This window comes from Neobacillus sp. NRS-1170, from assembly GCF_050468025.1.
On sequence record NZ_JBITPF010000003.1, the window covers coordinates 74,100 to 100,150 of the forward strand.

The 26,051-nt window shown below is 39.2% G+C and carries 27 protein-coding genes; 24 read left to right on the top strand and 3 right to left on the bottom strand.

Annotated features, from left to right (window positions below; all coding sequences use genetic code 11):
• Nucleotides 1-157: 157 nt before the first annotated feature.
• Complete coding sequence (locus tag ACIFOT_RS00295; protein ID WP_430060450.1) at nt 158-1,108, bottom strand: DUF6454 family protein; 951 nt, start codon at nt 1,106-1,108, stop codon at nt 158-160.
• 711 nt (nt 1,109-1,819) lie between these two features.
• Between ACIFOT_RS00295 and ACIFOT_RS00300 the strand changes: the two genes are divergently transcribed.
• On the top strand, nt 1,820-2,077 hold the full coding sequence (locus ACIFOT_RS00300) for a DUF5316 domain-containing protein (RefSeq protein WP_430060812.1): 258 nt from the start codon (nt 1,820-1,822) through the stop codon (nt 2,075-2,077).
• Between the two features lie 610 nt (nt 2,078-2,687).
• A complete protein-coding gene (locus tag ACIFOT_RS00305) occupies nt 2,688-3,383 on the top strand; it encodes a lysoplasmalogenase (RefSeq protein ID WP_430060813.1) in 696 nt (231 codons plus the stop codon).
• Here the strand turns inward: ACIFOT_RS00305 and ACIFOT_RS00310 are convergent.
• Nucleotides 3,287-3,814, bottom strand: a complete 528-nt coding sequence (locus tag ACIFOT_RS00310) for a YceI family protein (RefSeq protein WP_430060453.1) — start codon at nt 3,812-3,814, stop codon at nt 3,287-3,289. The genes ACIFOT_RS00305 and ACIFOT_RS00310 overlap by 97 nt on opposite strands.
• A 465-nt stretch (nt 3,815-4,279) precedes the next feature.
• Here ACIFOT_RS00310 and ACIFOT_RS00315 point away from each other — a divergent pair, with 465 nt between their 5' ends.
• The 7 genes from ACIFOT_RS00315 to ACIFOT_RS00345 all read left to right on the top strand — a co-directional run bounded on the left by ACIFOT_RS00315 (nt 4,280) and on the right by ACIFOT_RS00345 (nt 11,410).
• Nucleotides 4,280-4,489, top strand: coding sequence for a glycine zipper domain-containing protein (locus tag ACIFOT_RS00315; RefSeq protein ID WP_430060456.1), 210 nt, complete (start codon nt 4,280-4,282; stop codon nt 4,487-4,489).
• Nucleotides 4,490-4,776: 287 nt separating this feature from the next.
• Nucleotides 4,777-6,144 carry a dipeptidase gene (locus ACIFOT_RS00320; protein WP_430060459.1) on the top strand — a complete coding sequence of 456 codons (1,368 nt, stop codon included), beginning with the start codon at nt 4,777-4,779 and terminating at the stop codon, nt 6,142-6,144.
• 222 nt (nt 6,145-6,366) lie between these two features.
• The gene (locus ACIFOT_RS00325) at nt 6,367-6,975 is read left to right on the top strand and encodes a hypothetical protein (RefSeq protein ID WP_430060462.1); all 609 of its coding nucleotides are present in this window, start codon (nt 6,367-6,369) and stop codon (nt 6,973-6,975) included.
• Between the two features lie 52 nt (nt 6,976-7,027).
• On the top strand, nt 7,028-7,672 hold the full coding sequence (locus ACIFOT_RS00330; RefSeq protein ID WP_430060465.1) for a hypothetical protein: 645 nt from the start codon (nt 7,028-7,030) through the stop codon (nt 7,670-7,672).
• Between the two features lie 638 nt (nt 7,673-8,310).
• Nucleotides 8,311-9,366, top strand: coding sequence for a phosphotransferase family protein (locus ACIFOT_RS00335; protein WP_430060468.1), 1,056 nt, complete (start codon nt 8,311-8,313; stop codon nt 9,364-9,366).
• 203 nt (nt 9,367-9,569) lie between these two features.
• On the top strand, nt 9,570-10,562 hold the full coding sequence (locus ACIFOT_RS00340; RefSeq protein ID WP_430060471.1) for a hypothetical protein: 993 nt from the start codon (nt 9,570-9,572) through the stop codon (nt 10,560-10,562).
• A gap of 47 nt (nt 10,563-10,609) precedes the next feature.
• On the top strand, nt 10,610-11,410 hold the full coding sequence (locus tag ACIFOT_RS00345; protein WP_430060473.1) for a hypothetical protein: 801 nt from the start codon (nt 10,610-10,612) through the stop codon (nt 11,408-11,410).
• 202 nt (nt 11,411-11,612) lie between these two features.
• Here the strand turns inward: ACIFOT_RS00345 and ACIFOT_RS00350 are convergent, their stop codons facing one another.
• The gene (locus tag ACIFOT_RS00350) at nt 11,613-12,575 is read right to left on the bottom strand and encodes a helix-turn-helix transcriptional regulator (protein WP_430060476.1); all 963 of its coding nucleotides are present in this window, start codon (nt 12,573-12,575) and stop codon (nt 11,613-11,615) included.
• Nucleotides 12,576-12,685: 110 nt separating this feature from the next.
• Here ACIFOT_RS00350 and ACIFOT_RS00355 point away from each other — a divergent pair, with 110 nt between their 5' ends.
• The 15 genes from ACIFOT_RS00355 (at nt 12,686) to ACIFOT_RS00425 (ending at nt 26,037) form a co-directional block, all read left to right on the top strand.
• Nucleotides 12,686-13,165 (top strand): GyrI-like domain-containing protein, encoded by a 480-nt coding sequence (locus ACIFOT_RS00355; RefSeq protein WP_430060478.1) that lies wholly within the window; start codon nt 12,686-12,688, stop codon nt 13,163-13,165.
• A 22-nt stretch (nt 13,166-13,187) separates the two neighbouring features.
• Nucleotides 13,188-13,649, top strand: a complete 462-nt coding sequence (locus ACIFOT_RS00360; RefSeq protein ID WP_430060480.1) for a phage tail protein — start codon at nt 13,188-13,190, stop codon at nt 13,647-13,649.
• Nucleotides 13,650-13,949: 300 nt separating this feature from the next.
• Nucleotides 13,950-14,297 (top strand): PadR family transcriptional regulator, encoded by a 348-nt coding sequence (locus ACIFOT_RS00365; RefSeq protein WP_430060483.1) that lies wholly within the window; start codon nt 13,950-13,952, stop codon nt 14,295-14,297.
• Nucleotides 14,284-15,282 carry an HAAS signaling domain-containing protein gene (locus ACIFOT_RS00370; protein WP_430060486.1) on the top strand — a complete coding sequence of 333 codons (999 nt, stop codon included), beginning with the start codon at nt 14,284-14,286 and terminating at the stop codon, nt 15,280-15,282. Before ACIFOT_RS00365 ends, ACIFOT_RS00370 begins: the two co-directional genes overlap by 14 nt.
• 216 nt (nt 15,283-15,498) lie before the next feature.
• Nucleotides 15,499-16,932 carry a histidine kinase N-terminal domain-containing protein gene (locus ACIFOT_RS00375; protein ID WP_430060489.1) on the top strand — a complete coding sequence of 478 codons (1,434 nt, stop codon included), beginning with the start codon at nt 15,499-15,501 and terminating at the stop codon, nt 16,930-16,932.
• Between the two features lie 3 nt (nt 16,933-16,935).
• Nucleotides 16,936-17,508 (top strand): ANTAR domain-containing response regulator, encoded by a 573-nt coding sequence (locus ACIFOT_RS00380; protein WP_430060492.1) that lies wholly within the window; start codon nt 16,936-16,938, stop codon nt 17,506-17,508.
• 103 nt (nt 17,509-17,611) lie between these two features.
• Nucleotides 17,612-17,953, top strand: a complete 342-nt coding sequence (gene eutS / locus ACIFOT_RS00385; protein ID WP_430060495.1) for an ethanolamine utilization microcompartment protein EutS — start codon at nt 17,612-17,614, stop codon at nt 17,951-17,953.
• A gap of 40 nt (nt 17,954-17,993) precedes the next feature.
• Nucleotides 17,994-18,494, top strand: a complete 501-nt coding sequence (locus ACIFOT_RS00390) for a EutP/PduV family microcompartment system protein (RefSeq protein WP_430060498.1) — start codon at nt 17,994-17,996, stop codon at nt 18,492-18,494.
• Between the two features lie 137 nt (nt 18,495-18,631).
• Complete coding sequence (locus ACIFOT_RS00395; RefSeq protein ID WP_430060501.1) at nt 18,632-20,077, top strand: ethanolamine ammonia-lyase reactivating factor EutA; 1,446 nt, start codon at nt 18,632-18,634, stop codon at nt 20,075-20,077.
• 17 nt (nt 20,078-20,094) lie between these two features.
• The gene (locus ACIFOT_RS00400; RefSeq protein WP_430060503.1) at nt 20,095-21,459 is read left to right on the top strand and encodes an ethanolamine ammonia-lyase subunit EutB; all 1,365 of its coding nucleotides are present in this window, start codon (nt 20,095-20,097) and stop codon (nt 21,457-21,459) included.
• A gap of 12 nt (nt 21,460-21,471) precedes the next feature.
• The gene (gene eutC / locus ACIFOT_RS00405) at nt 21,472-22,443 is read left to right on the top strand and encodes an ethanolamine ammonia-lyase subunit EutC (RefSeq protein WP_430060506.1); all 972 of its coding nucleotides are present in this window, start codon (nt 21,472-21,474) and stop codon (nt 22,441-22,443) included.
• A gap of 15 nt (nt 22,444-22,458) precedes the next feature.
• Complete coding sequence (gene eutL, locus ACIFOT_RS00410) at nt 22,459-23,112, top strand: ethanolamine utilization microcompartment protein EutL (RefSeq protein WP_430060509.1); 654 nt, start codon at nt 22,459-22,461, stop codon at nt 23,110-23,112.
• A gap of 218 nt (nt 23,113-23,330) precedes the next feature.
• A complete protein-coding gene (locus ACIFOT_RS00415; RefSeq protein ID WP_430060512.1) occupies nt 23,331-24,854 on the top strand; it encodes an aldehyde dehydrogenase family protein in 1,524 nt (507 codons plus the stop codon).
• Nucleotides 24,855-24,869: 15 nt separating this feature from the next.
• Nucleotides 24,870-25,163: a BMC domain-containing protein gene (locus ACIFOT_RS00420; protein ID WP_144555092.1), complete on the top strand. Its 294-nt coding sequence runs from the start codon at nt 24,870-24,872 to the stop codon at nt 25,161-25,163.
• A gap of 19 nt (nt 25,164-25,182) precedes the next feature.
• A complete protein-coding gene (locus ACIFOT_RS00425; RefSeq protein WP_430060515.1) occupies nt 25,183-26,037 on the top strand; it encodes a phosphate propanoyltransferase in 855 nt (284 codons plus the stop codon).
• Nucleotides 26,038-26,051: the final 14 nt, after the last annotated feature.

Below are 26,051 nucleotides of genomic sequence, written 5' to 3' on the forward strand. Positions count from 1 at the left end.
TTAAGCAAAAGAAGCAGGTTAGCGAGTATCCGTCAGATAATCGTATTAAACTGAGGGAGTAGAAGAAATGATAAGATACAGTAAATGTGTTTATTTCTGAAAGAGAGTACCTATAAAGAAAACTTTGATGTTTGGCATCAAAGTTTTCATCTAAAAATTATTTTTTACTAATGTTTGTTTCATATATTAGCATAGAGGATTGATCATCATCAGGAACAGCGTACATTTTCATTCCTTGTGCTGTATTTTCAAGGAATACTGGATTGCGCGTGACAACATGTCCCTGAGGAGAAAACAGAGAAATTGGCAGTTCATGAACCATATCCATTGTTTTCATATCCAGTAGGGCTAGTCCGCCCAATTCATATTTGGCAGTTGATGATCCTGGTTGTGGCAATTCCGTAATACCACTGCATATCAGATTGTCTTTGCCTGCATTCTCGCAGTCCTGATAATCGATAAAGTGGCTGGGATTATTTGTTTTTTGAACAACATTTCCTTTTTCATTAAACTCATAAAAGGTTCTTGAACCCCAACTCACAGCTTTTAAAGTTCCGTTTTTTTCATCGCGAACGATTCCTCCAATGTGGTCATTCGCACGAAATACTTCTTGGGACTCCATCGTTTCCGGATTCACTTTATAAATGATAGACTTGCTATTTGGGCGATATTCTGCAACAGGAACCCAGATTGATTTACCATCAAAAGCAATTCCTCCAGGATGATACACATCCCCTTCACCAAGCTTTAAATCTTTTAGGAGTTTTCCTTCTTTGTTAAAAAGAAATAGGTGTCCGACTCCTTTACCTGGTGTACGATCATAACCATCTTTCGGCTGGTCGTATTTAACAGGTTTTTCAAGAATTTCTACAGAAGACATGTAGTACAAGTCTCCGACTTTCGTCATTCCTTGTGGATGATAGGTGTTAAATTTCAGATCAACTTTTTCTTTCTGTTCCCAAATATTATTGCGAGTAAGTTGTTGGAATTTTTCTGTGAGTTGTTTTCCTTCTGAACCAGAAAAAAACGTGTTAGGATTTGCAAAAACTGTTGTTCCGGTTCCAATAACAAGCGTGGTAGCCAGTGCAAGAATTACTTTTTTCATCATTTCATCCTCCTGATTTTTAAGGGATAAAATAATTTAAAATTATTCAGGCAGTAAAAAAATTGATTAATCAACTGGATGTTAACCTTTATTTAAAAGATATGTTTATCAGTTAAACAATTGAAGGCTAAAGTTACCTCTATCAAACAATAGGTTATACTGTTGCACTTTAAAGTTAGATCATAACAAATCCAGTTGATGTCCTTGCCCAAAGTCATCTTAAATTTCCCCTTTTTTATGATGCTTTATGTATCTTACTATAGTAATGTTAAGTGAGAGTAATTGGTGTGTTAGGTATTTGTAAAGATTCCTATACTAACGAGGATTTATTGCTGCGGGAGCCTTTTTCTTCTTCGACTACTATGAAAATAAACTTCTCTAACTCCGAAAAAAGACAAAGCTAAAGAAGACCCTGCTCAATTGTTAAAAAAAAGAGAAGAGCGTTAATTAGTAAGTCTATGGATTAGAGTTGACTGGATTAAGGTCAGTATCAGTATTGACACTTCCTAACCATTTTCATTCTCTGTGGTGCAGCACTGATTTTGTGCTGCATGGATGGCTAACGGGGCTGGTTAGTTTAAGAAATTTTGGGGGATTGTGGTATTTATAAAATTCTGAAAATGTATAATTAATAAAACGAATTGGAAATTAAAGTAAAAACACCAAAAGGATGTGATATTTATCAAGAAATTAATTATAGGACTTAATATCGTGGTGGTTGCTCTTTTTATTTCATTAATTTCAAACGATTTCACATTATTGTATAAAATAACTGGGGCTATCGGAATAATCTCACTGATATTAAGTGCCTTGTTATCTGGAGCATTCGTGGATGGGGATAGGTTGGGTAGAAATCTAAAATCTGAATTAAAAGAGGATAGAAATCAAAGATTTTCATTAACTAATTCTATATTATTAATAGGTTTACCGAATTTATTAATTTCGGTGGTTTCCTATTTTCTAATGAAATAAATCAAAAATAGTAATCAAATCGTTAAACTAACATGTGCTTGAGTTGAATATGAATAGAGGAAAATTCTTTAATTTTTTGTATTACCAAGGAAGGAGTAACGTTCAATGGGAATGTCATACGAAGATTGTAAAAACGTTATTAGAAATATGGAAGAAAGACTTAATTATCACAAGATGATATCCAAGTACACGAAACAAACAGTAAAGTTAAAAAAACAACAAGATTACATAAAGTACTGGGAATCATCTATACAACAAGCAAAAAAAGACTATAGTTCTGTATATGATAATATTTGAAATATTTGAAAAGTTCTTCAACTAACGGGTGCAATAGTTGCAGATCAAACTGTCATTTGGAAGGTTTTCTTATTGCATTAAGGGCAGGTAGTTTCGGAAAGAAAACGTTTAGTTATAAAGATAATAGTAGATTATTAAACTCCTATGTGGTGAAGTTGTTGGCTATAAAACAAGGAGAAATAAATCTGTTACAATGAGGTGTATATTGAAAACTTATCGATTACCCATTTTCATTTTACTTATGGGCCTTATATACCTATTTGCCATTCCCAGCAAGCCAGAAGCAATCAAAATGCTATTTAAATTAATTCCAATGTGGCTAATTCTTTTCTATGCGTATAAACAAATACCTGATAAAAAATCACGCCCTCATTGGATTATATGGAGCGGATTATTTATCTGTATGCTAGGTGATGGGTTAATTAGATGGTTCGTTATCGGCTTAACAGCCTTCCTAGTGGGTCATCTGTTTTATACAGCAGGGTTTTCCCGTTATTGGCGTTTTACAAAGCTTTCACTTTTTATGATTCTACCTATTGGATTATACGGCTTTGTTATGGGATATCACGTAATCGCTGCATTGCTTCGGAATCATAATGATACCTTAGTAGTTCCCGTACTTATGTATATTGTGATTATATCCCTGATGAGTTGGAGTGGATTTTTGTCCCATAATATATGGGCAATAATAGGAAGTATTTTATTTGTCCTCTCAGACTCAATTCTGTCATGGAATATGTTTGTTTCAGAGATTCCCCATTCTGATATCCTGATTATGACAACCTATTATACTGCGCAATTTTTAATTGCACACGCTTGCGTTTCTTTCCTGGTTTTGTCAGCTATTCTTCGGATAAAAAATAGGCGAGGTCTATTGACTCGCCTTTTGTATTTTATAATGGAGTTAATTTATTATTCTTTTAATGCTTCGATTTGGATGGAAATGGTAATTTTATCTCCTATTAGAAAACCAAATGGATTTATAGTTGAAGTTAAAGATAAACCGTAATCGTTTCTATAAATTTGTCCCTTACTACTAAATATCACCTTTTCATTTTCACAAGAATTCTTTCCAGATCTATTAATAGAAATATTGAAAGTTTCAAAACGTGAAAGTCCTCGAACAGTTAATAAACCATAAACATCATACTTATCTGTATCCTTTTTCACAATATTTTTTGATTTAAATGTGATTGTAGGAAATTGCTCATAATCAAATAAATTCGTCCTAAGGTGAGCATCTAGAATAGTATTATGAGTTTTAATACTAGACACATCTATATTGAAATGAATAGTTGCTGTTGTTAAATCAACTAGGTCAGCCTCAATTGAAGCATTAAATTTACGAAATGCTCCGTAAACCGTAGAAACTATCATTTTGTTTACTGAAAAATTAACATTACTATTGGCAGGGTTAACGTTCCAATTTGCTTTTGTCATTTTATTCCTCTAATTTCATCTGAGAATTGATAAAAATAAATAAAACATGGTAATAATTACAAGAATATCATATCCCATTTTGATGTGCATTACTTTAATTCTAAGGAGTAATATTCTCATTGAATTAATTAGTAGTTTAGAGAACGAAAATGAGGGACGCTCTTTATTAAAAAAGGCAAGCCAGTTTATGGAGGCTTACCGGGACGGGATGGGCATCATCACCCAGAAGGGATTTGACTCAAAAATGAATGATGGAAATTTCTGGTGATTCAAAAATTGGAAACGATTGGATCGGATTGATAATCATTATGGTAGCTTTTCTTTTTGTACAACGTGAAGGATAGCGAAAGTTGCAAAGTATTAATGACAGATTTACGCGAAGTGTAAATCTGACCATATAGGGCAATATATGTTAGGGGATTGTGCTGGAAAGCACTTGCCTATTCTAAATAAGGAGTGAAATAAGTGGCTGATAAAAACGGACGTAATCGTGTCGATAATGATGCTGGCGAAGCGGTAGGAACTGGTGTCGGTGCTGTTGCGGGTGCTGCTTTGGGTTCTGTTCTTGGTCCAATTGGGACCGTTGCGGGAGCTGTTGCAGGAGGAGCGATGGGTAACAAGGTCGGCGAGGGTGCCGATGAGACTAATGACAGTGGTGCGAACCGAGAAGATTAGTCTTTAACCAAAGAGGCACTGAATGAATTGGATTCCCAAAAAGGGAGTCCTTTTTTTATTGTACTAACGGAACAGGTTAATTCAACAAGTGGACCATCAACAACTCATGTGGAATACATGAGTTTTCCAGCTACAGCGGGGTATTATAAAAGGTGAGGTGAAGAATTCGAGTCGGGTTCTGATTTTTTATTTAATTTGACAGGTATTGCCCAAGCTGTATTACTTGAAGCCAATCATGTCTTTATATATAAAATTAGAATAGGAAATAAATTAGAAAAGGTGAGAACATGAGTCAATTATCCGAGTTGTTATCCAAACAACATAATCAAAATATCGAGGAATTAAAAGAATGGCTTCGGATTCCAAGCATCAGTTCCTTATCGGAGCATAAAGAGGACATTCAAAAAGCAGCTTCATGGATTGCCAATGAATTAGAAAGCATTGGAATGGAACATGTTGAAATTGTCCAGACAAAAGGTCATCCGATTATCTATGGAGACTGGCTTCATCAGGAAAACGCCCCAACAGTCTTAGTGTACGGCCATTATGACGTACAACCCGTTGACCCTGTTCATTTATGGGAAACGCCTCCGTTTGAACCAACGATCCGTGATGAAAAGATTTATGCCAGAGGGGCAACCGATGACAAAGGTCAGACATTCTTACATATCAAAGCAGTCGAAACACTATTGAAATTAGAAGGTAAATTACCGGTAAACGTGAAATTTTGCATCGAAGGAGAAGAAGAAATCGGAAGTCCTCATCTTCCGCCGTATTTATCCGAAAATAAAGAGAAATTATCCTGTGATGTAGTCGTTATTTCTGACTCTGATATGTGGGACAGAGGCGTCCCTGCCATCACCTATTCTTTAAGAGGTCTTTGTGCACTGGAATTTTCCCTTCATACCGCTAATTCTGATTTGCACTCGGGCATGTTCGGCGGGGGAGTTCAGAATGCCAACCATTTATTGGTACAGCTGCTTTCAACCCTTCATGATGCAAACGGAAAAGTAAATGTTGATCATTTCTATGATGATGTCGTGGAACTCACCGATTTTGAAAAGGAACAGATTAAAGCCTTAGGATTTGATGAAGAAAAATTGAAAAAATCTTTAGGATTAACAGATTTAACGGGAGGGGAAAACAATTTTCCTTACCCTGAAAAAATCAGTTCCCGGCCAACGTTAGAAATAAACGGATTATGGGGCGGATTTCAGGGAGAAGGAACAAAAACCGTCATCCCGAACGAAGCTCATGCCAAAATCACCTGCCGTCTAGTTCACAATCAAAACCCTGAAAAAATTCAGGAATTGATTAAAAAGCATCTTGAGGAACATGCACCAAAGGGATGTACGGTGAAAGTGTCTCTTGGCGATACGGGGAATCCATTCTTAACGCCAATCGACAGTCCGATGATTCAAACAGCGGCTGAAGCTTATGAAACCGTTTATGGGAAATCGCCGGTTTACAAAAGAGAAGGTGGTTCGATTCCGATTGTATCGGATTTTAACCTATCCCTAAATGCTCCTGTTGTCTTAATGGGATTCGGTTTGCCAGATGAAAATCTTCATGCTCCAAACGAACATTTTAATTTGGAAAACTTTGATAAAGGGATCTTAACTATTTGTACCTTTTTAGAACTTCTTAAAAAGTAAAATAGTGCCTATCACAACTACAATATTCAGGTAGTGACAGGCACTTGTATTTAGCTTCCAAACATCCGGTAAATCAAATAGAAACTAGCCAACCAGTGGATGTAACTAGAAATGGAGAATATGAATAAGTTAAATTTGTAAGGGTGCGCCGTTTTTGGTGCACCCTTTTTTATATAATTCATTTTGTAAGGAAAAATCATAAATAAATGAGGGGGATAATTTATGAAGAGATATACCTATATACTATTTGTGCTAATGATCGCTTTTGTTGCTGGGTGTTCATCTGAAAAACCATCAAACAAAACCAAGGAAAAAGAAGAAAAGCCGAACGAACAAGTAGACGTGGACAAAGGTCTTTTGAGTGTAAAAATTACCTTGCCAGTTTCCATGTTTGAAGGTCAAGATATAGACCAAGTAATCGCAGATGCTAAAAAAGAAGGGATAGAAGTAACAAAAAATCAAGATGGTTCCCTAACTTATAAAATGTCAAAAGCCCAACATAAGAAAATGATGAAAGAAATGAAAGAAAACATCACCAAAACTGTTGAAGAAACAAAAAACAGTAAAGACTACGCCTCTATAAAAGATATAACATATAACGATGATATCTCGGAGTTTACTGTTGAAGTGGATAAAGAAGCTTATGAAAACAGTATGGATGGTTTTGTAGCTTTGGGATTGGGGATGTCCGGCATGATGTATCAGCTATTCAATGGTGTGGACCCAAATCATTATAAAGTAACGATTTATATAAAAGACCAAGCTTCTCAAAAAGTGTTTGATCAAATCGTTTACCCTGATGCCTTAAAAGAAAAAAGTGACCAACAATAATATTTTTTAAAATTATTTTGAATTAATAATCGAATTATAGGGAGTGGAAACCATGAAAAAAAAGGGAAAAAGAATATTAGGCTTACTATTAACAACATTATTAACCATTATGGTTCTTGGAGCGTGTGGACAGGATACGAAAGATATCACAGTAAAAGACGATGCAGGAAAAAATGAAACAGCCCAAAAACAGGATGAAACGCAGAAAGAGGAAAAAGCACCCTCTAAATTAGGCTCTCGTACCAATCCAGTACCATTTCAGAAAACGGCCACGATCGATGATGAATTATACAATGATCAAGGTGATGCTTTCCCAATTAAATTTGATTTAACGATTGAAGAAGTTATCCGTGGAGATGCTGCCTATCAAAAACTAAAAGCTATGAATGAATTCAATGAACCTGCACCACAAGGCTATGAATGGATGTTAGTGAAAGCAAAAGTAAAGTTTGTTAAATCTGAAACCCAAGACTTATCATTTAACATTGATGGTATTATGAATTTTGAAATGGTAAGTGAAAGTGGAGATATTTATAGTGGTGATATTTATGGAACTACCGAACCGGCATTTAGTTTCGAAATGTATGTCGGAAATGAAAAAGAAGGATATATTGCCAATTTAGTGAAAACAGGCGAAAAAGCACAACTTCGTTATGAAGAAATGATTGGAGGTCAAGTTTTCTTTAATTTACAATAACAATCCTATAATAAAAATGACTCAGTAACCTAAAGCAGATGGAGATCACTTTAAATATTGGGGGTTTACCAGAGAATTAGCTCAGTTCACCGTGAACTGAGTTTTTTCTATAAAGCTAAATACGTAGTATGTAGTTTATTATTCTATCATTTCCATTTTATCATCTGGTTCTATGTAGTTCTGCTAACTAGAATGATAGTGTAGTTACTTATTTATTAATCCATAGATTACCAATGATGTATAATGTAGTATAATTTTAGTGAATATTATACCTTTTTGAAGGTGTTTTTTGATGTGTGTCTTCTCTAGATAAACGAAAAATGGAGATAATGAATATTGAAATCACTGAAACGAATGCTCTATGAATTAACAATGGATAAAGACTTTGTCGCTTTAAAATGCCTGATTGACCGTCCGAATGTCTTCCATGTCGTTGGGGTTAACTGAGCGGACAATTGGAAGTTTTGCGCGTGATAAGACCCGACTAGAGTAGTAAGAGAGTTGGGAGGGGTTTTTTCATCCATTTCTGAGGACCCTGAAGTAATTGTAGTGATTAGAGTAAATTCTTTTCTGAAGGGCCAAGTGCATATAAAGAGTAACACGTTCCTACATTTAAGGTAAGTAAGAGGGGAGAATCTATGTTTATGAAAACTGTCAACCATTTAATTGATCATGAACATATAAATTGGGTTCGATTGGAAATGTTATTGCGTGAAACGATTCAAGGAATCCCAAATGATACATTGAAGATCAGGAAATTTTCCGAAGGATATTCAAATCATACCTACTTGCTGACATTTGGGGACTGGGAAGCTGTGTTAAGGAGGCCGCCATTCGGTGAACTTCCAGCGAAGGCCCATGATATCAAGAGAGAATATACGATTCTATCCAGATTGCATGGAGTCTACCCTCTCGCTCCAAAACCATATTTTTATAAAGAGGACCCTTCCATTATGGAGAGACATTTTTATCTAATGGAAAAAAAGCAAGGGGTAGTAATCAATCAAAGTATTCCTGAGATCTATGGTTCCTCTGAGCTGATTGGCCCTTCCATTTCAAACAGTATTATTAATAGCCTAGTAGAGCTTCAACAGGTGGATTATAAAAAAGTGAATTTAATGGATATCGGGAAGCCGGAAGGATTTTTAGAAAGGCAGGTTCATAGCTGGATCAAACGCTACAGTCTCGTCAAGACGGATGAAATGGCAGGAGTAGCTGAATTGGAGGCCTGGCTGATCAAGCAGCGGCCGGAAACGGTCGATTCGACGATTGTTCATAACGACTTTAAACTCAACAACCTTGTCTTGGATCCGCATGACCCAGGTGTGATCAAAGGAGTTCTTGACTGGGAAATGGCCACCATTGGCGACCCGATGAGTGATTTCGGTGCCCTGTTAACATACTGGGGGGAAGCAAGCGATCCCGACATGGGCATTTCAGTGGTTACAAACCAGCCAGGCTTTTTCTCAAGAAGGGAAATGGCCGAACGATATGCGCAGGTGAGCGGTCGTGATATCACAGATATTCAATATTATGTGGCATTTAGCTTTTACAAGCTTGCCATTATCCTGCAACAGCTTTACTACCGCTGGAAAAAAGGTGAGACAGACGACGTTCGGTTTTCGAAGATGAATATACCCATTGCCAATTTATTTGATTTGGCCAATTTAACAAGGACAAATAAAATATTGTGAAAATGCCATAGGGACGGTTCTCATGGTTCAAAGGGTTTTGGTGAAATCAGAACATAACCGTCCCTTTGGTGTACTTATTTAGGCTTAGCTAACAATACATCAATACATAGCTGTCCTCTGTTCGGATTGTGGCGGAACGATGGTTATAGAGAAATAAATTCAAACTGAAATTTACTAGAATTTTTATATTAGGGGGTGGGTCATTGGAATCAATTCAGCTATTAAAACAAAAAATCGAAGATTGGGAAGATATGGAGGGAATAGATGATGATGAAGCAGAGCAGGAGTGGATTCAAGCCGGGATAAGACTTTTTGAAAGGTGTATTGCAGTGGACAGGGAGAATGAAAGTGAGTATTTACAGTCACTTTCTAGGTTGTGTTTAAACTATGGAAGAAATGAAAAAATGAAATTTTCTAATTTTCAACGAGCGGTCCGCTATTTAAAACAAGTTGTCTATTTAGCACCTAAAGATCCAAGACCATGCTATCATCTCTCATTCTTATTAGAAAAGGAAAACAATTTTGAAGGAGCGTTGTTTTACGCAGAACGTGCCATTAAATTAGGATTGGAAGAAAAACTCCTGCATAAGCTCTTTTGCAATATGGCATTTTGTTATTATAAGCTTTTGCTTGTCTCGGATGCCTATAAATACCTATATATCGTTGAAGAAAAATCCAAATCTAACAATGCGTTAGCAGCATTTTTAAAACCTTATCAAGCGAAAATAAAAGCATCAAAAAAGAAGGGCTATGTAGCACTTTCGGAGCAATATGGAACATTAATAGAAACGGAGGCAGATATAGAAAATAGTGTAGATAATGGCGAACGAGTAGTGCTGATTGTACATCCGTATAATACCGTGTTGAATGGAAAATTAGAAAGTGTTCGCTTCTCATCTGTTAAAGCGCAAATCTTAGAAACAATTATTCTAAGTGAGGAGCCTGTTTCGATTCGGCAGGTTTCAGAGGTTCTATGGGGCTACGACTCTGAAAATATGTCAGAATCCTATGTCCCAAGAATGATTAAGGATATTCGGACAGATATAAAAACAGCAACGGGGATTGATGGCAAAGAGCTTTTAAAAACAGTAGCAGGAAAATATATCTGGGACCATCAACTTTTGAGGGGAAGCATCCATTACAAAAAAATGATGAATAGACGTTCCAGTTCTAATGAGGGGATTACAATTTTGTAATCCCCTTTATTTTATACTTAGGGTAACAAATGAGGAGGCGATGTAGGATGAAATCAAACTTATTTACACTCGAACTAATGGATGGCCAGGAAAGATTATTTGAGGCATTGGAAATGAGAGGGTTTTTAGTTGAGAAAAAGGGAGCATTCCTTACATTATCTAATGGAAGTGCAGCATTAGACTACCCAGCATTAAAAGCACTTTTAAATAGTTACAATATTCCTGTGTTTTGGCACGGCAATCACTTTCAACTACTTGTAAATCGATTCCCAGTAGCCATGATGAAGAAGATTACAACGAAGCCAGGACGCGAGTTCCCGGTAAACATGAATGAATACCATTTTAGATGGAGAGCCTTTGTGAATCGAAGAAATGGGTTAAAGGTCAACACACTTGAATTAGACCCATATATCGCTTGCTTTGTGAAAGCAGTGAATCAAGCAGGAGTTTCTTGCTTAGCGGGATGTGAAGGACATTTAAAACATGCACCAAATTTACAATTTTCAGGAGTGTATAACGGAGCATGGTTTCACATCATCCAGAAGCAATATCTGAATGAATTGAAATTGAACTATACATGGGAAGTGTCATTTAAAGGTGGATCGGGTTCGAGTCTGGTTGCGGTAAAAGCAGAAACAGAAAACTGGGATATGAAAAAAATCTATGAGGATACATTAAACATGGCCTATGTATTAAAAGAAAACGCAGAAGAAATAAAAGAAAAAAAGATTTCTGTTTTTAAACGAAATAAACAAATGAAGCAAATGGCAGAATCCTATAGAGAAAGTGGTGATTATACAGGATTAATCGAATGGATGGAATCGGTAAGTGCAGCAGAAGGTAAATAGACGATTACAGTATTTCATCTGAACATGTGATACCATAAATAATAGAGCCTTGGTAACCGTTGTGTTATCAAGTTTTTTTCTATATTTTCAGATGTGGCCCCCTTATTTGTCATATGGTGGGCATATGCCGTGAAGAATGGTTTCCGGCTAACTTTAGTCCTTGAGCTAGAGTTAGCCGGGTTTAAAGTTTAAAAGATTACGCTTATTGGCAGTATAAGCCTAATCTCTCTTTTAAACCTTCTAAGATTTCTTCTGGCATTTCCTTGATCTTAATATCCCCACCTAGGAAAAGCAGCCAATTTGTTATTTCGGTCAATTCTTCGGGCTTATTAACATTGATAAAAGTCTTTAGAATGGCTGTGGCTTGGTATGGATTCGTATAGGAAATGGAAACTTTTAAAGGATGGTATTTTCTGAACTGGGCAATCGCTTTTGGACCAAGTTCTAGGACAAGGTTGATTACTTCTTCCTGCTTACTTAGTTTGTCTAAAATTCTTTTCTTACTTAATTTTTTTTTCGTCGGGTAGGGATTGACATTGGTGAGATCGTCCACAGGAAAAATCTGCTTCTTTTCTTCCTTTAAGTCAAACCCTTCAATCATCCAAAGGCTTTTCTCACGATATAGGTGCAAAAGATAAATTGGATAAGACTTTATTACATTCTCTTCATTGATGGTAATCAATAAGTAACGATCCAAAAGCAGGATTTGGATGAGTTTTTCTAACATGGGATGGGGGAGGTCTGACAGATCAAGCAGGTCGGGATTATGGGGGTTGGTGCCTTCAAATAGCAAGATTTGATTTAAAAGAACAAGGTCATCTTGCTGGTTTTTTGAGATGAGGCCCAGTAATTTTTCAGCTAAAGACTGACGACTCTTAAGATAGGGGAGTTGTTGATTTCTTGTGGCCATAAAGGCAATAAATAGAGCTTTGACTTCATTATCAGTAAAGCGAACATCGGGCAGGACAGAGTTGTGCATGACAAAGTAGCCCCCATCCCTCCCAACTTCAGCGACAAGCGGCATCCCCATGGACTCAATTTCTCTGATATCTCTAATGGCTGTGGAACGAGAGATGTGAAATTCTTGCATGATTTCAGAAATGGTAAAGTGGGCGCGGTTGTTGATATACCGCATAATGATATTAATCCGTTCAACTTTTTTCATCGGGACTCCTAAACAGTATCATTTTTTGACATGATTTAAGGCTATGATATAGCTATCAAGTGAAGAACGCAAGTCATTTGATAAATTTAAAAAAGAGGAAGGTTTTGAATATGGCAGATTTTAAATTAGAGGAAAAAGTCAGCTTTACCGTTTTAGGATTTGGAACTGAGCTTAAGAGCCATTACACAGACTTTGCTGGCTTAAATAAGGAAAAGTCAGACTTTTGGCAGGCCGTCAGCCAAGATGGAAGGCTTGAAACTTTAAAAGCCATGGCTACAAATGACTACGTTTTTGCCGTGAACGAAGCGGTGAATAACAAGATGATGCATTATGCTGGCGTCATGTCAGAGGCATCGGCACCAGAAGTAGACAGAGTTATCCAATTTCCTAAGGGGGAATACCTGGTTGTAAAAGGGGAAGGGAAGACGGCTGATGAATTGAATAATAAGCTTGCTGGCATTGCCTTTGGTCAAGTCTTGCCGGAAGCAAAGAATTTTGCCTATGTTGGTGCGCCAAATGCAACGGTTGAGATGGGGCAGCGAAACGGCTTAGTTTTTGGTGAAATGTGGATTCCTGTTGTTAGGAAATAAAGGGATAAAAGGAGGGGTGATAATGTCATATATCGTTGATTTTAAAAATGTGTCTCCGGTTGGTTTAGAGTCATCACCTGTAGTAGAAGCACTTACTGGTTTACGTGCTCATGAAGCCCGTTACTTTATGAACAAATACAAGCATGAATTTACCGTTGTACCAGCTAGCGAGTCCTGCGAGACCCTTGATTATGTGAACCGAATTTTGAAAGAACGTGATATTGAGTTTGCGGCCAAACCTTTAGAAACGTCGCGTTTTCAAGTGGAAAATATCAAAATGGCCTATGTCTTTTATGAGGATGGTCTTTCGGTCAACGTCATGTATACGGTTGATGACCCTAAGAAGCGGGCCGTTGGTTTTAAGCTTTCTGAGGGGATGGAGGTACCAAAGGAGTTAGAAGCGAAGTTTAAGTTTGCTAGGCAGAAGTCAAAACTTGCTGGAACAATTCGGGGCTCGTTTTTTGTAATTAAAGGTGAATATTAAAGTAAGCAAAAGCGCATACGATAAAACCCTCACAAATAATGATATATCAATATTTGTGAGGGTTTTTTGTTTAAGGAAATGGGTACATCATCCATTTCTTTTTATTGCTTATTAGGGATAATTTTAGACTGATCTAAATTGTGGTTTTTTTTATTTCAACTTTTATGTCCTTTAATTACAAATTTTTGCATTTTGTAAATATTTCCAAATTCCAACGGATTTCGTCACAACAATAGTGTATGATACATAGTATAAATCAAATACTGTATGACATATAGTAATGAAAAATGAGGTGGGTGGATGAGTAATTTATTGGATTCATTAACGACAGAACTTAGGAGAGGAACGTTGACATTAGCGGTTTTAAGTCAATTACGGACCCCCCAGTATGGATATTCACTTGTTCAATTATTGGAGGGATCAGGAATTGCCATTGATCAAAGTACCCTATATCCTTTGCTTCGCCGATTAGAAAAACAGGAGCTGGTATCGAGTAGTTGGGATACATCTGAGAGTAGACCCCGTAAGTACTATGTTTTAAGTGAATATGGGTTAGAGATATTTTTACAAGTAAAAAAGGAATGGATTAAGAATTCAAAAGAGCTTTATAACTTATTAAAGGGAGAGGAAGAGGATGAATCTAATTGAGATTTATATTCAGGAAGTTACTCGAAGGCTGCCTGAAAAAAATCGTGAGGATATTGCACTTGAATTACGGTCAACCATAGAGGATATGCTGCCTGATGATTACAGTGAAAAAGATATAAAGGCTGTTCTTGAACAATTAGGGAGTCCAGTGACTTTGGCTAGTGGTTATCGAGATCGGCCCATGTATCTTATTGGTCCTCGCTATTTTGATGTATATGTGACGCTGTTGAAAATGATTTTACCGATTGCCGCTGTTATTTCTTTAATCTCGATGATGGCCGAATACTTTATCGGATATGGCGGGGAAGAAGCGGTAATAAATGTTGTTTTAAGACTTTTTGGTGAAGGAATTTGGAGAATCATTGAAGTAGGGATCCAAGTATTCTTTTGGCTAACAATTGTGTTTGCGATTCTAGAAAGAACAGATAAAGGAAAAGATGAGCAGCCACTAACAGCAAGCCTTAAAAAATGGACTCCAGATGATTTGAAAAATATCCCGTATATCCCTAAGAAAAAAGCTATTTCCAAGTTCGAAGTATTTGGAGGATTAATGTGGACTGCGATTTGGGCGACATTTTATTTTTACGCGAGTCATCTTGTAGGTGTATACGAAGGAGGTAAAGACGGTCTTATATTTGTGACTTCAACTTTCAATCAAGAGGTTTTGCTTCAGTATTGGCCAATCGTTGTTATGATGATCGCATTCGAAATAGCATTATTCCTTTATAAATTGATAAAGGGACAATGGACGAAACGGATGGCAATATCCAATGCTGTCCTTCAGATAATTCAAACTATTGTATTTATAATAATAGTATTAAACCCGAATCTACTAAGCAAAGATTTTATTACGTATATGATGGATTTATTTTCCATTACGGCTACTCAATTTAAGACCTGGATCGTTGGCGGTGGAATTTTCATCTTTATAGTATCGACAGCTATCAATGTAGTTGATGGCTTTCGCAAGGCTAGAATTCGTTAATAAGTCTTTCCTATTAAAATATCAGATATAAGAAATGAAAATTGGGGTTGCAGCGGCACCCCCTCTTTAGCGTGGAGTATAGTGGTTGATGACTTTATTTAACAATTAATACCGGGCAAGATGAACCATTTTTTAAAAAAACAGAAGATTGACACTATGATAAATGATATATAAAATATTTTTATATATTTAAAGATAAAAGATTGGGGCTATGACATGATTAAAACTGAGATGAACACCGTAGTAACTTTATGTCAGCTTCACACAGACCTATCGGGACAAGACATACAAAAGATCCAAGAAGTGGTTCAAAACCTGCAATTAATTGCCGATTTAAATCAAGCAAATGTGTTTGTCGATTGTCAAACAAGAGAAAAAAAGCATGCTATTGTGGTGGCAGAAGCAGCACCTGCAACGGCCAGTTCTGTCTATAAAAATCCGGTGGTCGGGAAGTTTGCCTACGAAACGTTTGAGCCTGCTGTTTTTTATGCGTTTCGGACAGGTAAGCCGCTTTTTCTCAATCATGCCTTAACCCAGGAAGGAAAAAAAGTCGAACAAAGCGTTGTTCCGATTGTTGGAATCCATAACCAGGTGATTGGCGCATTGATCATGGAGAAAGACAACAGTGATAAGCTCCAAAATCAAAACAAACTGAAAGCGCTAACAGAAGCGAATGAGACGCTTAGCGAACTCTTATTAGGAATGGCTGAAAATCGTACTTTTATCCCAGAAGTGATGGAGGAAGCTCTATTCATCATTGACGAGGATTTACGGATTCAATATTCAAATCCTGCTGCGATGAATCTTGTTTTAGAAATGTGTTCGGAGGAATGTAAAAACGGCAATCTTTTTACTTCCTATTTTCCTAACCTTGCAGAAATATGCAGGCTGCCGGATGAACTTGTGGTCCAAGAAATCATCATTCCAAATAAAGTCTTTCAAATGAAAAAAATTGCTCTTGTGCAGCATGAGAAAAATAGCGGATCATTTATCATTTTTCGTGACTTAACAGAGCTGCGCGAAAAGGAGAGGGAGCTTACCGTAAAGACCGTGGCCATCCGGGAAATCCATCATCGTGTAAAAAATAACTTGCAAACGGTAGCGAGTCTTCTTCGGCTGCAGATGAGAAGAGGAGTCCCCGAAGAAAGCAAGTTTCATTTTATCAAGAGCCTTAACCGAATTTTAAGTATTGCTTCTGTCTATGAAATCATCTTATCCAATTCTGAAAATCAGGATGATGTAGAACTTGTTAGTTTAATAGAAAAAATCGGGAATATGCTGGTCTTTAGTGAAGATCATGAAGGAAAAATGATTTCAATCGATTATTCGGGCCCAAAGATCTTTATTAAATCGAATCTAGCTGTTTCCGTTGCTCTAGTAATAAATGAATTAATACAAAATTGTGTGAAGCATGCATTTGCGGAGATGACAGAGGGCCAAATTGATGTAGTCATCCAGGAAGAGGCTTCAACAGTAAGAGTCCTCGTAAAAGATAACGGAATTGGCTATACTCCTTCCATGAAGCCGTCATTAGGACTAGATATCGTTAAAATGATGATTGAACACGATTTAACGGGCCATTTTTCCATGGAAGGAACAAGGGAAGGAACGGAAGCAATCGTCGAATTTCCTTTTGCGAGGGAGGTTTAAGGAATGAAAAAGCGAATTATCGTAGTGGAAGATGAGTCCATCGTCCGATTGGATGTTTCCCTCATGTTAAAGGATGCGGGCTATGATGTTGTAGCGGAAGCCGCTGATGGCGAAAAAGCCATTGAATTGGCCTACAGCCTTAAGCCCGACTTAATGATCATGGATATTAAAATGCCGAAGCTAAACGGTTTAAAGGCCAGTGAGATTATTTCCAACAAATTCAATATACCGATTTTGCTGTTAACGGCCTATAGTCAAAAGGAATATATAGAAAAAGCGAAGAAGGCCAATATTTTAGGGTATCTTGTAAAGCCGATTTCGGAGGCCAACTTGATTCCGGCGGTTGAAATTGCTTTGAAGCAGGCTGAAAATGCTATCCTTTACAAAGAAAAAGTAGAAGAAATGAATCGGGAACTAAAAAACCGAAAGCTCGTGGAAAAAGCAAAAGGAATTTTAATGAAACAATTGAATTTACCGGAAGAAACAGCTTACAATAAGATTAGGGACCTCAGCATGAAAAAACAAATGCCAATGGAAAAAGTGGCAAAGTACATTATTTTGAAGTACCCAAGTTAGTTTACAAGTGAATAGATGAAGCAATGGTGCTTAGTAGGTTTTATTTTTTATAAAAATAAAGTCTATTAGGCATTTTTTTATTAATTTGAGAGGCGGGTTTGTCGTGAACGAAGAGAAACAGCGGTTTATACAGGAGTTTGTCCCAGGGAAACAGGTTACTTTAAGCCATATAATTGCCAATCCGGATCCGGATATGTTTGAAAAACTGGGGATCCTGGAGGCTGGGGCATTAGGGATTTTGACGCTGACCCCAAGTGAGACGGTGATTATTGCCGGAGATTTAGCCACCAAATCGGCTAATGTCAAGTTAGGATTTTTGGATCGGTTTACCGGAAGTCTTGTGATTGTCGGCAATGTTTCAGAGGTGGAAATGGCGATGCGGGAAATTAACCGTTTTTTGCAGTTTACATTGAAATATACCCCGGCCGAGATCACCAAGTCATAGAATCATAAAATAGATTTTTTCGGGGAAAGGAGGAAATCTGATGATGAAAAAGAAACGAGCCATGCTGATTGGTTCCATTGGGGCGGGAAAATCGACGTTAACGAATGTATTGCTTGGCCGGGAAGTGCCTGCTGTCAAAACGCAGTCCTTAATTTACTATGATTGGATTGTGGATACTCCAGGAGAATATTGTGAAAACCCATTCTTCTATAAAAATATCATGGCAACGGCATTAGAAGTGAGCCATGTCCTGTTTTTACAGGATGCGACCAAGAAGAAAATGATTTTCCCGCCAGGATTTAGCAGCGGAATCAATAAAATTCCCATAGGGGTCGTCACAAAAAGTGATTCAGACCAGGCTGACGTTGAACTAGCCGTTTCTTTGTTAAAAAAGGTAATCGTAACCAAAGGTCCGATTGTCATTACCTCTTCCCTAAAAAATGAAGGAATAGAGGAGATCCGGAATCTGGTAAACTTCCGTTCGACAAAGGAAATGAAGCAGTATCTGGAAGGAAATCCATCCCCATTTGTTATTTTTTAAATGAAAACCTTTACAATATCCAGAAAATAATTTATATTATGAATACAAATGAATTTAATGGCAATGGCGCCTCTTTTAAACTATCTAATTTTGGATAGTTTACAAGGGGCGCTTTTTGTATTTTTGGGGGAGTTGAGATGAATTTCAAAGGCCCGCAAAAAGAAGAAATGATCAGTGCGGGAATCGATATTGGCACAAGTACTACAAAACTAGTAATCAGCCGGTTCACGTTAATGAATATGGCTGGCGGGGCACATGTTCCGCGAATTGAAATTATTGACAAACAGGTCATCCATCGCAGCCCGATTTACCGGACACCGCTGCTTTCACCAACCACGATTGATATTGAAAAAATTGAAGACCTTGTCAGAAAGGAATATCAGAAAGCAGGTATTGAGCCGAAGGATATTCAAACGGGGGCAGTAATTATTACGGGTGAAACAGCCACAAAGTCAAATGCAGAAGTCATGCTGCATCAGTTGTCTGACCAGGCTGGGGAGTTTCTAGTTGCAACAGCTGGTCCTGACTTAGAAGGAATTATTGCCGCTAAGGGATCTGGTGCCTTCGAATATTCGAAAGATACGGGGAAGGTTATCGCCAATATCGATATCGGCGGGGGTACCGCCAATGTGGCCGTTTATAAATCTGGCAGACTTTGTGGAACCTGTACGCTACATGTAGGCGGCAGATTAATTGAATTGAACGATAATAAAATCCAGAGTATTTCTCCGCCTGTTAAGAATTTACTGCGAAAATGGGATTCAAGGATGGTGGAGGGGCAGGACAAAAATCCAGCAGCGATTAAACTAGTAACCGATTTTATGGCAGATGTCATTGCGCGGATGTTAAAAAAGGCACTCACAAACGAGGATCTAACGCTGCTGCTAGGGCATGAACCTAACTGGGTAGAAGATATTGAGGAGATTATGTTCTCAGGCGGGATAAGTGAATGCATTTATCAGCATGAGACTGGATCCGTACAGTCGGCCAAATACGATGATATCGGGTTGATGTTAGCGGCCTCCTTAAAGGAAAGCGCAAGTCTTGCTTGGTGGACTTGGGTAAAGCCGCAGGAAACGGTTCGGGCCACAGTGCTGGGCGCCGGAATGCAAACGACTGAAATCAGCGGTGCAACTATTGAAACTGATCAACGTAAATTGCCGATGAAAAACTTGCCGGTATACCGGATTCGATTTGAGGGTGATTTTAAAACGGTAATAAACCAATTATCCAAGCGGATTGAGGAAGCACTCGATCTCTATGACCCGCAGCGCGAGGGACAGAATTTTGCAGTTTATTTTTCAGAACTGCCTTACTTAAGATTCCGTGAAATCGAGGAATTTGCCGAATCAATCCTCAAAGCAATGAAACAAAAACCGAATCAAAATCAGCCATTGGTCGTTGTGCTTGACCGGGATTATGCAAAAGTTCTCGGGCAAACACTCAAGCGGAAGTCACCGGTCAAATCCGTCATTTGTATTGATCAAATTAAAGTTGAAAATGGGGACTATTTGGATATAGGCCAAGTGCTCGAAACCGATGTTGTTCCTGTCATCATAAAAACATTAACATTCCAGAAATGACGAAAGGGGGCATTCTTATGAGATTAAAGTCCACCTATTTAGGTACCGTCTATCAATTTTCCTCACTAAAGGATTTATTTGCGAAAGCAAATGAAGAAAAATCCGGCGACCGCTTAGCAGGGATCGCTGCTGAGACGGTTCAGGAAAGAATTGCAGCCAAACAAGTGTTGAGCTATTTAACACTACAAGATATTAGGGAAAATCCATTGCTATCCCCTGAAGAGGATGAGGTTTCAAGGATTATCGAGAGTCAGATCAACGAACCCATCTATCAATCGATTAAAAATTGGTCTGTTTCCGAGCTTCGCGAGTACATCCTGAACGATACAACTACCGGAGAAGACTTGAAACGTCTCAGCCGAGGTCTGAATAGTGAAATGATTGCTGCGGTGGCAAAGATCATGTCCAACCTCGATTTAGTCCATGCCGCCAATAAAATTGAAGTGTTAACCAAATGCAATATTACGATTGGTCAAAAAGGAGTGTTAGCCTCAAGGCTGCAGCCGAACCATCCGACGGATAACGTCGAAGGGATGATGGCCTCCATGAAAGAGGGCCTTGCCTATGGGATTGGAGATGCCGTTATTGGAATAAACCCGGTAGATGACTCCGTTGAAAGTGTAAAACGGTTATTGCATGCGACACATGACTTTATTCAAAAATGGGAAATTCCAACGCAAAACTGTGTGCTTGCCCATGTGACAGCTCAAATGAAAGCGGTCCAGCAGGGGGCGCCGGCAGATATGATTTTCCAGAGTATTGCCGGAACCGAAGCGGCGAATCGTTCTTTCGGAATTACCGCTTCTCTCTTGGAGGAAGCCAATGAAATGGCGAAAGTATACGGTACAGGAACGGGTCCCCAACGTTTGTATTTTGAGACAGGTCAAGGCTCGGAATTATCTGCCGAAGCTCATTATGATATCGACCAATTGACATTGGAATCCCGGAATTATGGCTTTGCCCGCTACTATGACCCGTATATTGTCAATACAGTAGTCGGCTTTATCGGACCAGAGTACTTGTACAACAACAAACAAGTAATTCGAGCCGGTCTTGAAGATCATTTTATGGGAAAAATGCATGACATTCCAATGGGCGTTGATATTTGCTATACGAACCATATTAAAGCAGATCAGAATGACATTGAAGATCTGAGTGTACTGCTTTCGGCGGCCGGGGTGAATTTTATTATTGCTGCGCCAATGGGTGATGATTGTATGCTCAATTACCAGAGCTTAAGTTATCACGATGTTGCAACATTAAGGCAGACCTTGAATAAACGGCCGGCACCATCATTTGAAGCATGGCTGGAGAAAATGGGGATTTTTGAAAACGGGAAATTAAGTAAATATGCAGGAGACCCTACGATTTTTTCACGATAGGAGGTGGAAGGAGTGAATCCTGAGTTAGTGGAGCAAATCACGAAAATGGTAGTTGAAAAATTGAAGACAAAGACCGCTGCTGGCAATGCGGCGGTGGAAGAAATTAAGCAACAGGCGAATCATGATACATCGGCAAAAGTGGAAGTGAAATTTTGGAACCACCGGACGAATCATGTTGAATCAGAGTGCAATCAAAGTCCGGGCTGTACGGAATCAGTCGATGAAAAAGAAATACTTCTTGAACCAAAGCCGCCTGTCGGACTTGAAAATCCGATTAATAAGGAAGAGCTGGACCTTTTAATTAGCAAAACACCGGCAAGAATTGGCGTCGGCCGTGCGGGATTAAGGCCCAAAACGGACACTTGGCTGAAGTTTCGCTTTGACCATGCGGCGGCAGTCGATGCCGTTTATGGTGATGTCGACCCGAAAATTCTAGAAAGCTTATCCTTATTAAAAGTTAATACAAGGGTTTCCGACAAAGAGGTTTATATCCGCCGCCCTGACTTCGGCCGAAAGCTTTCTGATGAGGCAATGCAATTAATTGATCAAAAATGTAAAAAGTCTCCAACGGTTCAAATTATTGTTTCTGACGGCTTAAGTTCGAAAGCGGTCGAGGAAAATTTAGAGGATGTTTATTTATCTCTTAATCAATCGCTTCAAAGCTTAGGGCTCGATGTCGGAACACCATTTTTTATCGAAAAAGGCCGGGTGGCGGCAATGGACGATGTTGGGGAGCTTCTGAAACCGAAAGTGATCGTTTATTTGATTGGTGAACGTCCAGGTCTCGTGAGTGCGGAATCATTAAGTGCGTATCTCTGTTACGAACCACGCCACGGCACCATTGAGGCCGACCGGATGGTCATCTCCAATATCCATAAGGGAGGCATTCCACCGGTGGAGGCAGGCGCCTATATCGGAACGGTCGTGCAAAAAATATTAAAATATGAAGCCAGCGGTGTTTCGCTGGTACAAAAAGAGCAATAAGGGGAGGGTTAAAAAATGGCATTAGAACGAATTCATGCAGAAATCTTGGCTGTTCGGATTATTCCAAACGTTGACCCTGCCTTAGCAGCTCAGTTTCAGTTAAAACCCCATCAACGGAGTTTAGCGATTTTTACCTCAACGATTGACGATGTCGGCTATACAGCTCTTGATGAAGCAACGAAACGCGCAGATGTTGATGTTGTCTATGCAAAGTCCTTCTACGCAGGTTCCGCGCATGCCTCAGGGCCATTGTCGGGGGAGATGATCGGCGTGTTGGCCGGCCCGAGTCCAGATGAAGTGAAAAGTGGGATTGATGCGGTGATTCAAACCGCAGAAAATGAAGCGTATTTTGAGGCAATTAATGAGGAAAAAAGCCATGCAATGTATGCCCATGTGGTGGCGAGAACTGGTTCCTATTTATCGGCAGAGGCCGGCATTAATCAAGGTGAGGCGCTTGCCTATTTGATTGCCCCGCCGCTAGAAGCAGTTTATGGAATCGATGCCGCTTTGAAGGCAGCGGATGTTGAACTCGTTAAGTTTTTTGGTCCGCCTTCGGAAACAAACTTTGGCGGCGGGCTTTTAACCGGTTCGCAATCGGCTTGTCAGGCTGCGGCTGATGCCTTTCGTGATGTGATTATCGAGATTGCGAGAAATCCACGGCAGTATTAGTAATTGGAGATTTGTCTAGTTTCCAAATAATATCCAGCATATGTCGTAAGATTCGAAAAATAGGTAGTAAGTGACTGGAAATAGGTAGTAAATGAGCAGAAATTTGTCGTAAGTTTATGGAGATTGGGATAGTTTCCAAATAATATCCAGCAAATGTCGAAAGTTTCGAAAAATAGGTAGTAAGTGGTAAAAATACAAGAAAGAAAGGAGTGTCCCTGTTGCCATTTGATTTAGATCTACAATCCATTCAAGAAATGCGGGATGCAGTTCAGAAAGCGAAAGAAGCGCAGCAAAAGTACTTGGCGTTTTCCCAAGAACAAGTCGACATGATTGTGAAACGCGCTGCCGAAGCGGCGGCTGCCAAATCACTTGTATTAGCCCAGATGGCGGTCGAAGAAACCGGGATGGGTGTGGTCGAACATAAAAAAATGAAAAATGACGTCGGTTCACTTGCTGTCTATGAATCTATTAAAAACGAAAAGACAGTTGGAATCATTAACGAGGACCGAACAAAGAAAATCGTCGAAGTCGCCACACCTTTTGGGGTGATTGCCGGGATCATTCCCACGACAAATCCAACTTCGAGTGCGATTTTTAAAGCATTAATCGCACTAAAAACAAGAAATGGAATCGTTTTTAGTCCGCATCCACGGGCAGTGAAATGTTCAGTCGCCGCTTTAAAGATTTGTTTGGAGGCAGCGGTTGATGCGGGAGCGCCGGACGGAATTATCGGCTGGATCTCAAAACCAACAATGGCAGCAACCACTGAATTAATGCGCCATCGTGATATAGATTTGATTTTAGCAACTGGCGGAAAAGATTTAGTCCGTGCTGCCTACAGTTCAGGTAAGCCTGCCTATGGGGTCGGTCCTGGAAACGTGCCCGTCTATATCGAAAAAACGGCCAATGTCGAAAAAGCGGTCAAAATGATTGTTCAAAGCAAAACGTTTGATAACGGCACGATTTGTGCAACGGAACAAGCCATTGTGGTTGACCAGAATGTCAAAGAAATGGCCGTAAGGGAGCTTAAAAAGAATGGTGCCTATTTCTTAAATGAGCAGGAGAAATCACTTTTAGAAAAGGTGATTTCACCATCGCCAGGAAAGCTGAATCCGGCAATTGTTGGTCAAAGTGCTGTCAAGATTGCGGAATTATCGGGTATTTCCGTTCCAGCCGACACAACGATATTAATTGCGGAAGAAACGCGGATAGGGAAGGACGTTCCTTTTTCCATTGAAAAACTGTCGCCGATCTTTCCGATTTATACAGCTGAAACCTATGAACGTGCAAAAGAGCTATGCGTAAAAATCTTACATTTAGGCGGGATGGGACATAGCTTATCGCTTCACACCGATGATGACAAGGTTGCCCGTGAATTTGCGCTATTCATGCCAGTATCACGACTGATGGTGAATACTCTTTCATCCATTGGTGCGGTTGGAGCCACAACAGAATTGATGCCCTCGCTGACACTTGGCTGTGGATCATTTGGCGGTAATATTACTTCAGACAATCTAACGGCCCGCCATTTAATCAATATCAAAAGAATGGCCTATGGAACAAAAGAGGTAGACGTTCCAAAACCATCCAGCAAAAGTACTTCTCCACATTGGGGTGCCAGCAACCATGTAGATGAGATTGTGAATCAGGTATTAAGCAATGTGAATGGAGCGGGCCAGCTAGATCCGCAGGTAATTTCTGAATTGGTCAATCAAGTATTAAAAAAATATCAAATGAATTAATAGGAGGAATTTACAATGGCTAGAGAATTAACTGCATTAGGAATGGTGGAAACAAAAGGTTTGGTAGCATCCGTGGAAGCGGCAGATGCAATGGTAAAGGCAGCAAACGTACATTTAGTCGGTAAAGTACATGTTGGCGGCGGGCTTGTAACGGTTCTTGTCCGCGGAGATGTAGGTGCGGTTAAAGCGGCAACTGAAGCAGGTGCGGCAGCAGCAGAACGTGTTGGAGAACTATTATCAGTTCATGTCATCCCACGTCCACACAACGAATTGGAGAGCATTTTACCAAAATTAGAAGTAGAAGTGTAAGAAGTAAGGAGCCAATTCGATGAATGAACAAGCCATTCGAACAGTTGTTGAAGAAGTGATTCAGCAATTGTTAACAAAGAACTCCAGAGAAAGTACAATCCCGATGGCTGTCTCTGCCCGCCATTGCCACTTAAGTCAAACTGACTTAGAAACGCTATTTGGAAAAGGGTATGAGTTAACGAAAAAAGCGGACTTGTCTCAGCCCGGTCAATTTGCGGCCAATGAAACGGTGGTCATTGTCGGACCAAGAGGAAGCATTGAAAAAGTGCGAATCCTTGGTCCGGCCCGCTCTTTAACACAGGTGGAAGTCAGCAGAACGGACGCAGTAAAGCTTGGGGTGAATCCACCCGTAAGGGAATCGGGCAATATTGCTGGTTCTGCACCGATTACTCTCGTAGGGCCCAAAGGAAGTATTTTTAAAAATGAAGGACTGATCATTGCCCAGGCTCATATTCATATGCACCCAGAGGATGCCGCATATTTTGCCGTAGAAAACGGCGAGTATGTACGAATCCGAACAGAAGGGGAACGCCCGGTTTCGTTTGAAAAAGTACTAATTAGGGTTTCACCGAGATATCGGCTTGAGATGCATATCGATACTGATGAAGCTAATGCCGGCTTCATTACAAGCGGTCAGGCAGGTTTCCTTGTCAAGGATGGGGAGCCTTTCGTAAAACCCCAGCCTGTGACCAATCAGGAATTACCTGAACAAAAAGAACCAAAAGCAGTAAATTTTCAAAAAAATCTCTTAACCAAAAGAGATGTGCAGGCATGGCAGTACGAAATGATTTCGGTTCGAAAAGGTACAATTGTGACTCCAATGGCACGGGATGCCGCAAGAGAGTTGAAAAAAACCATCCAGGTTATGGATTAGTTTAAGGGGATGAT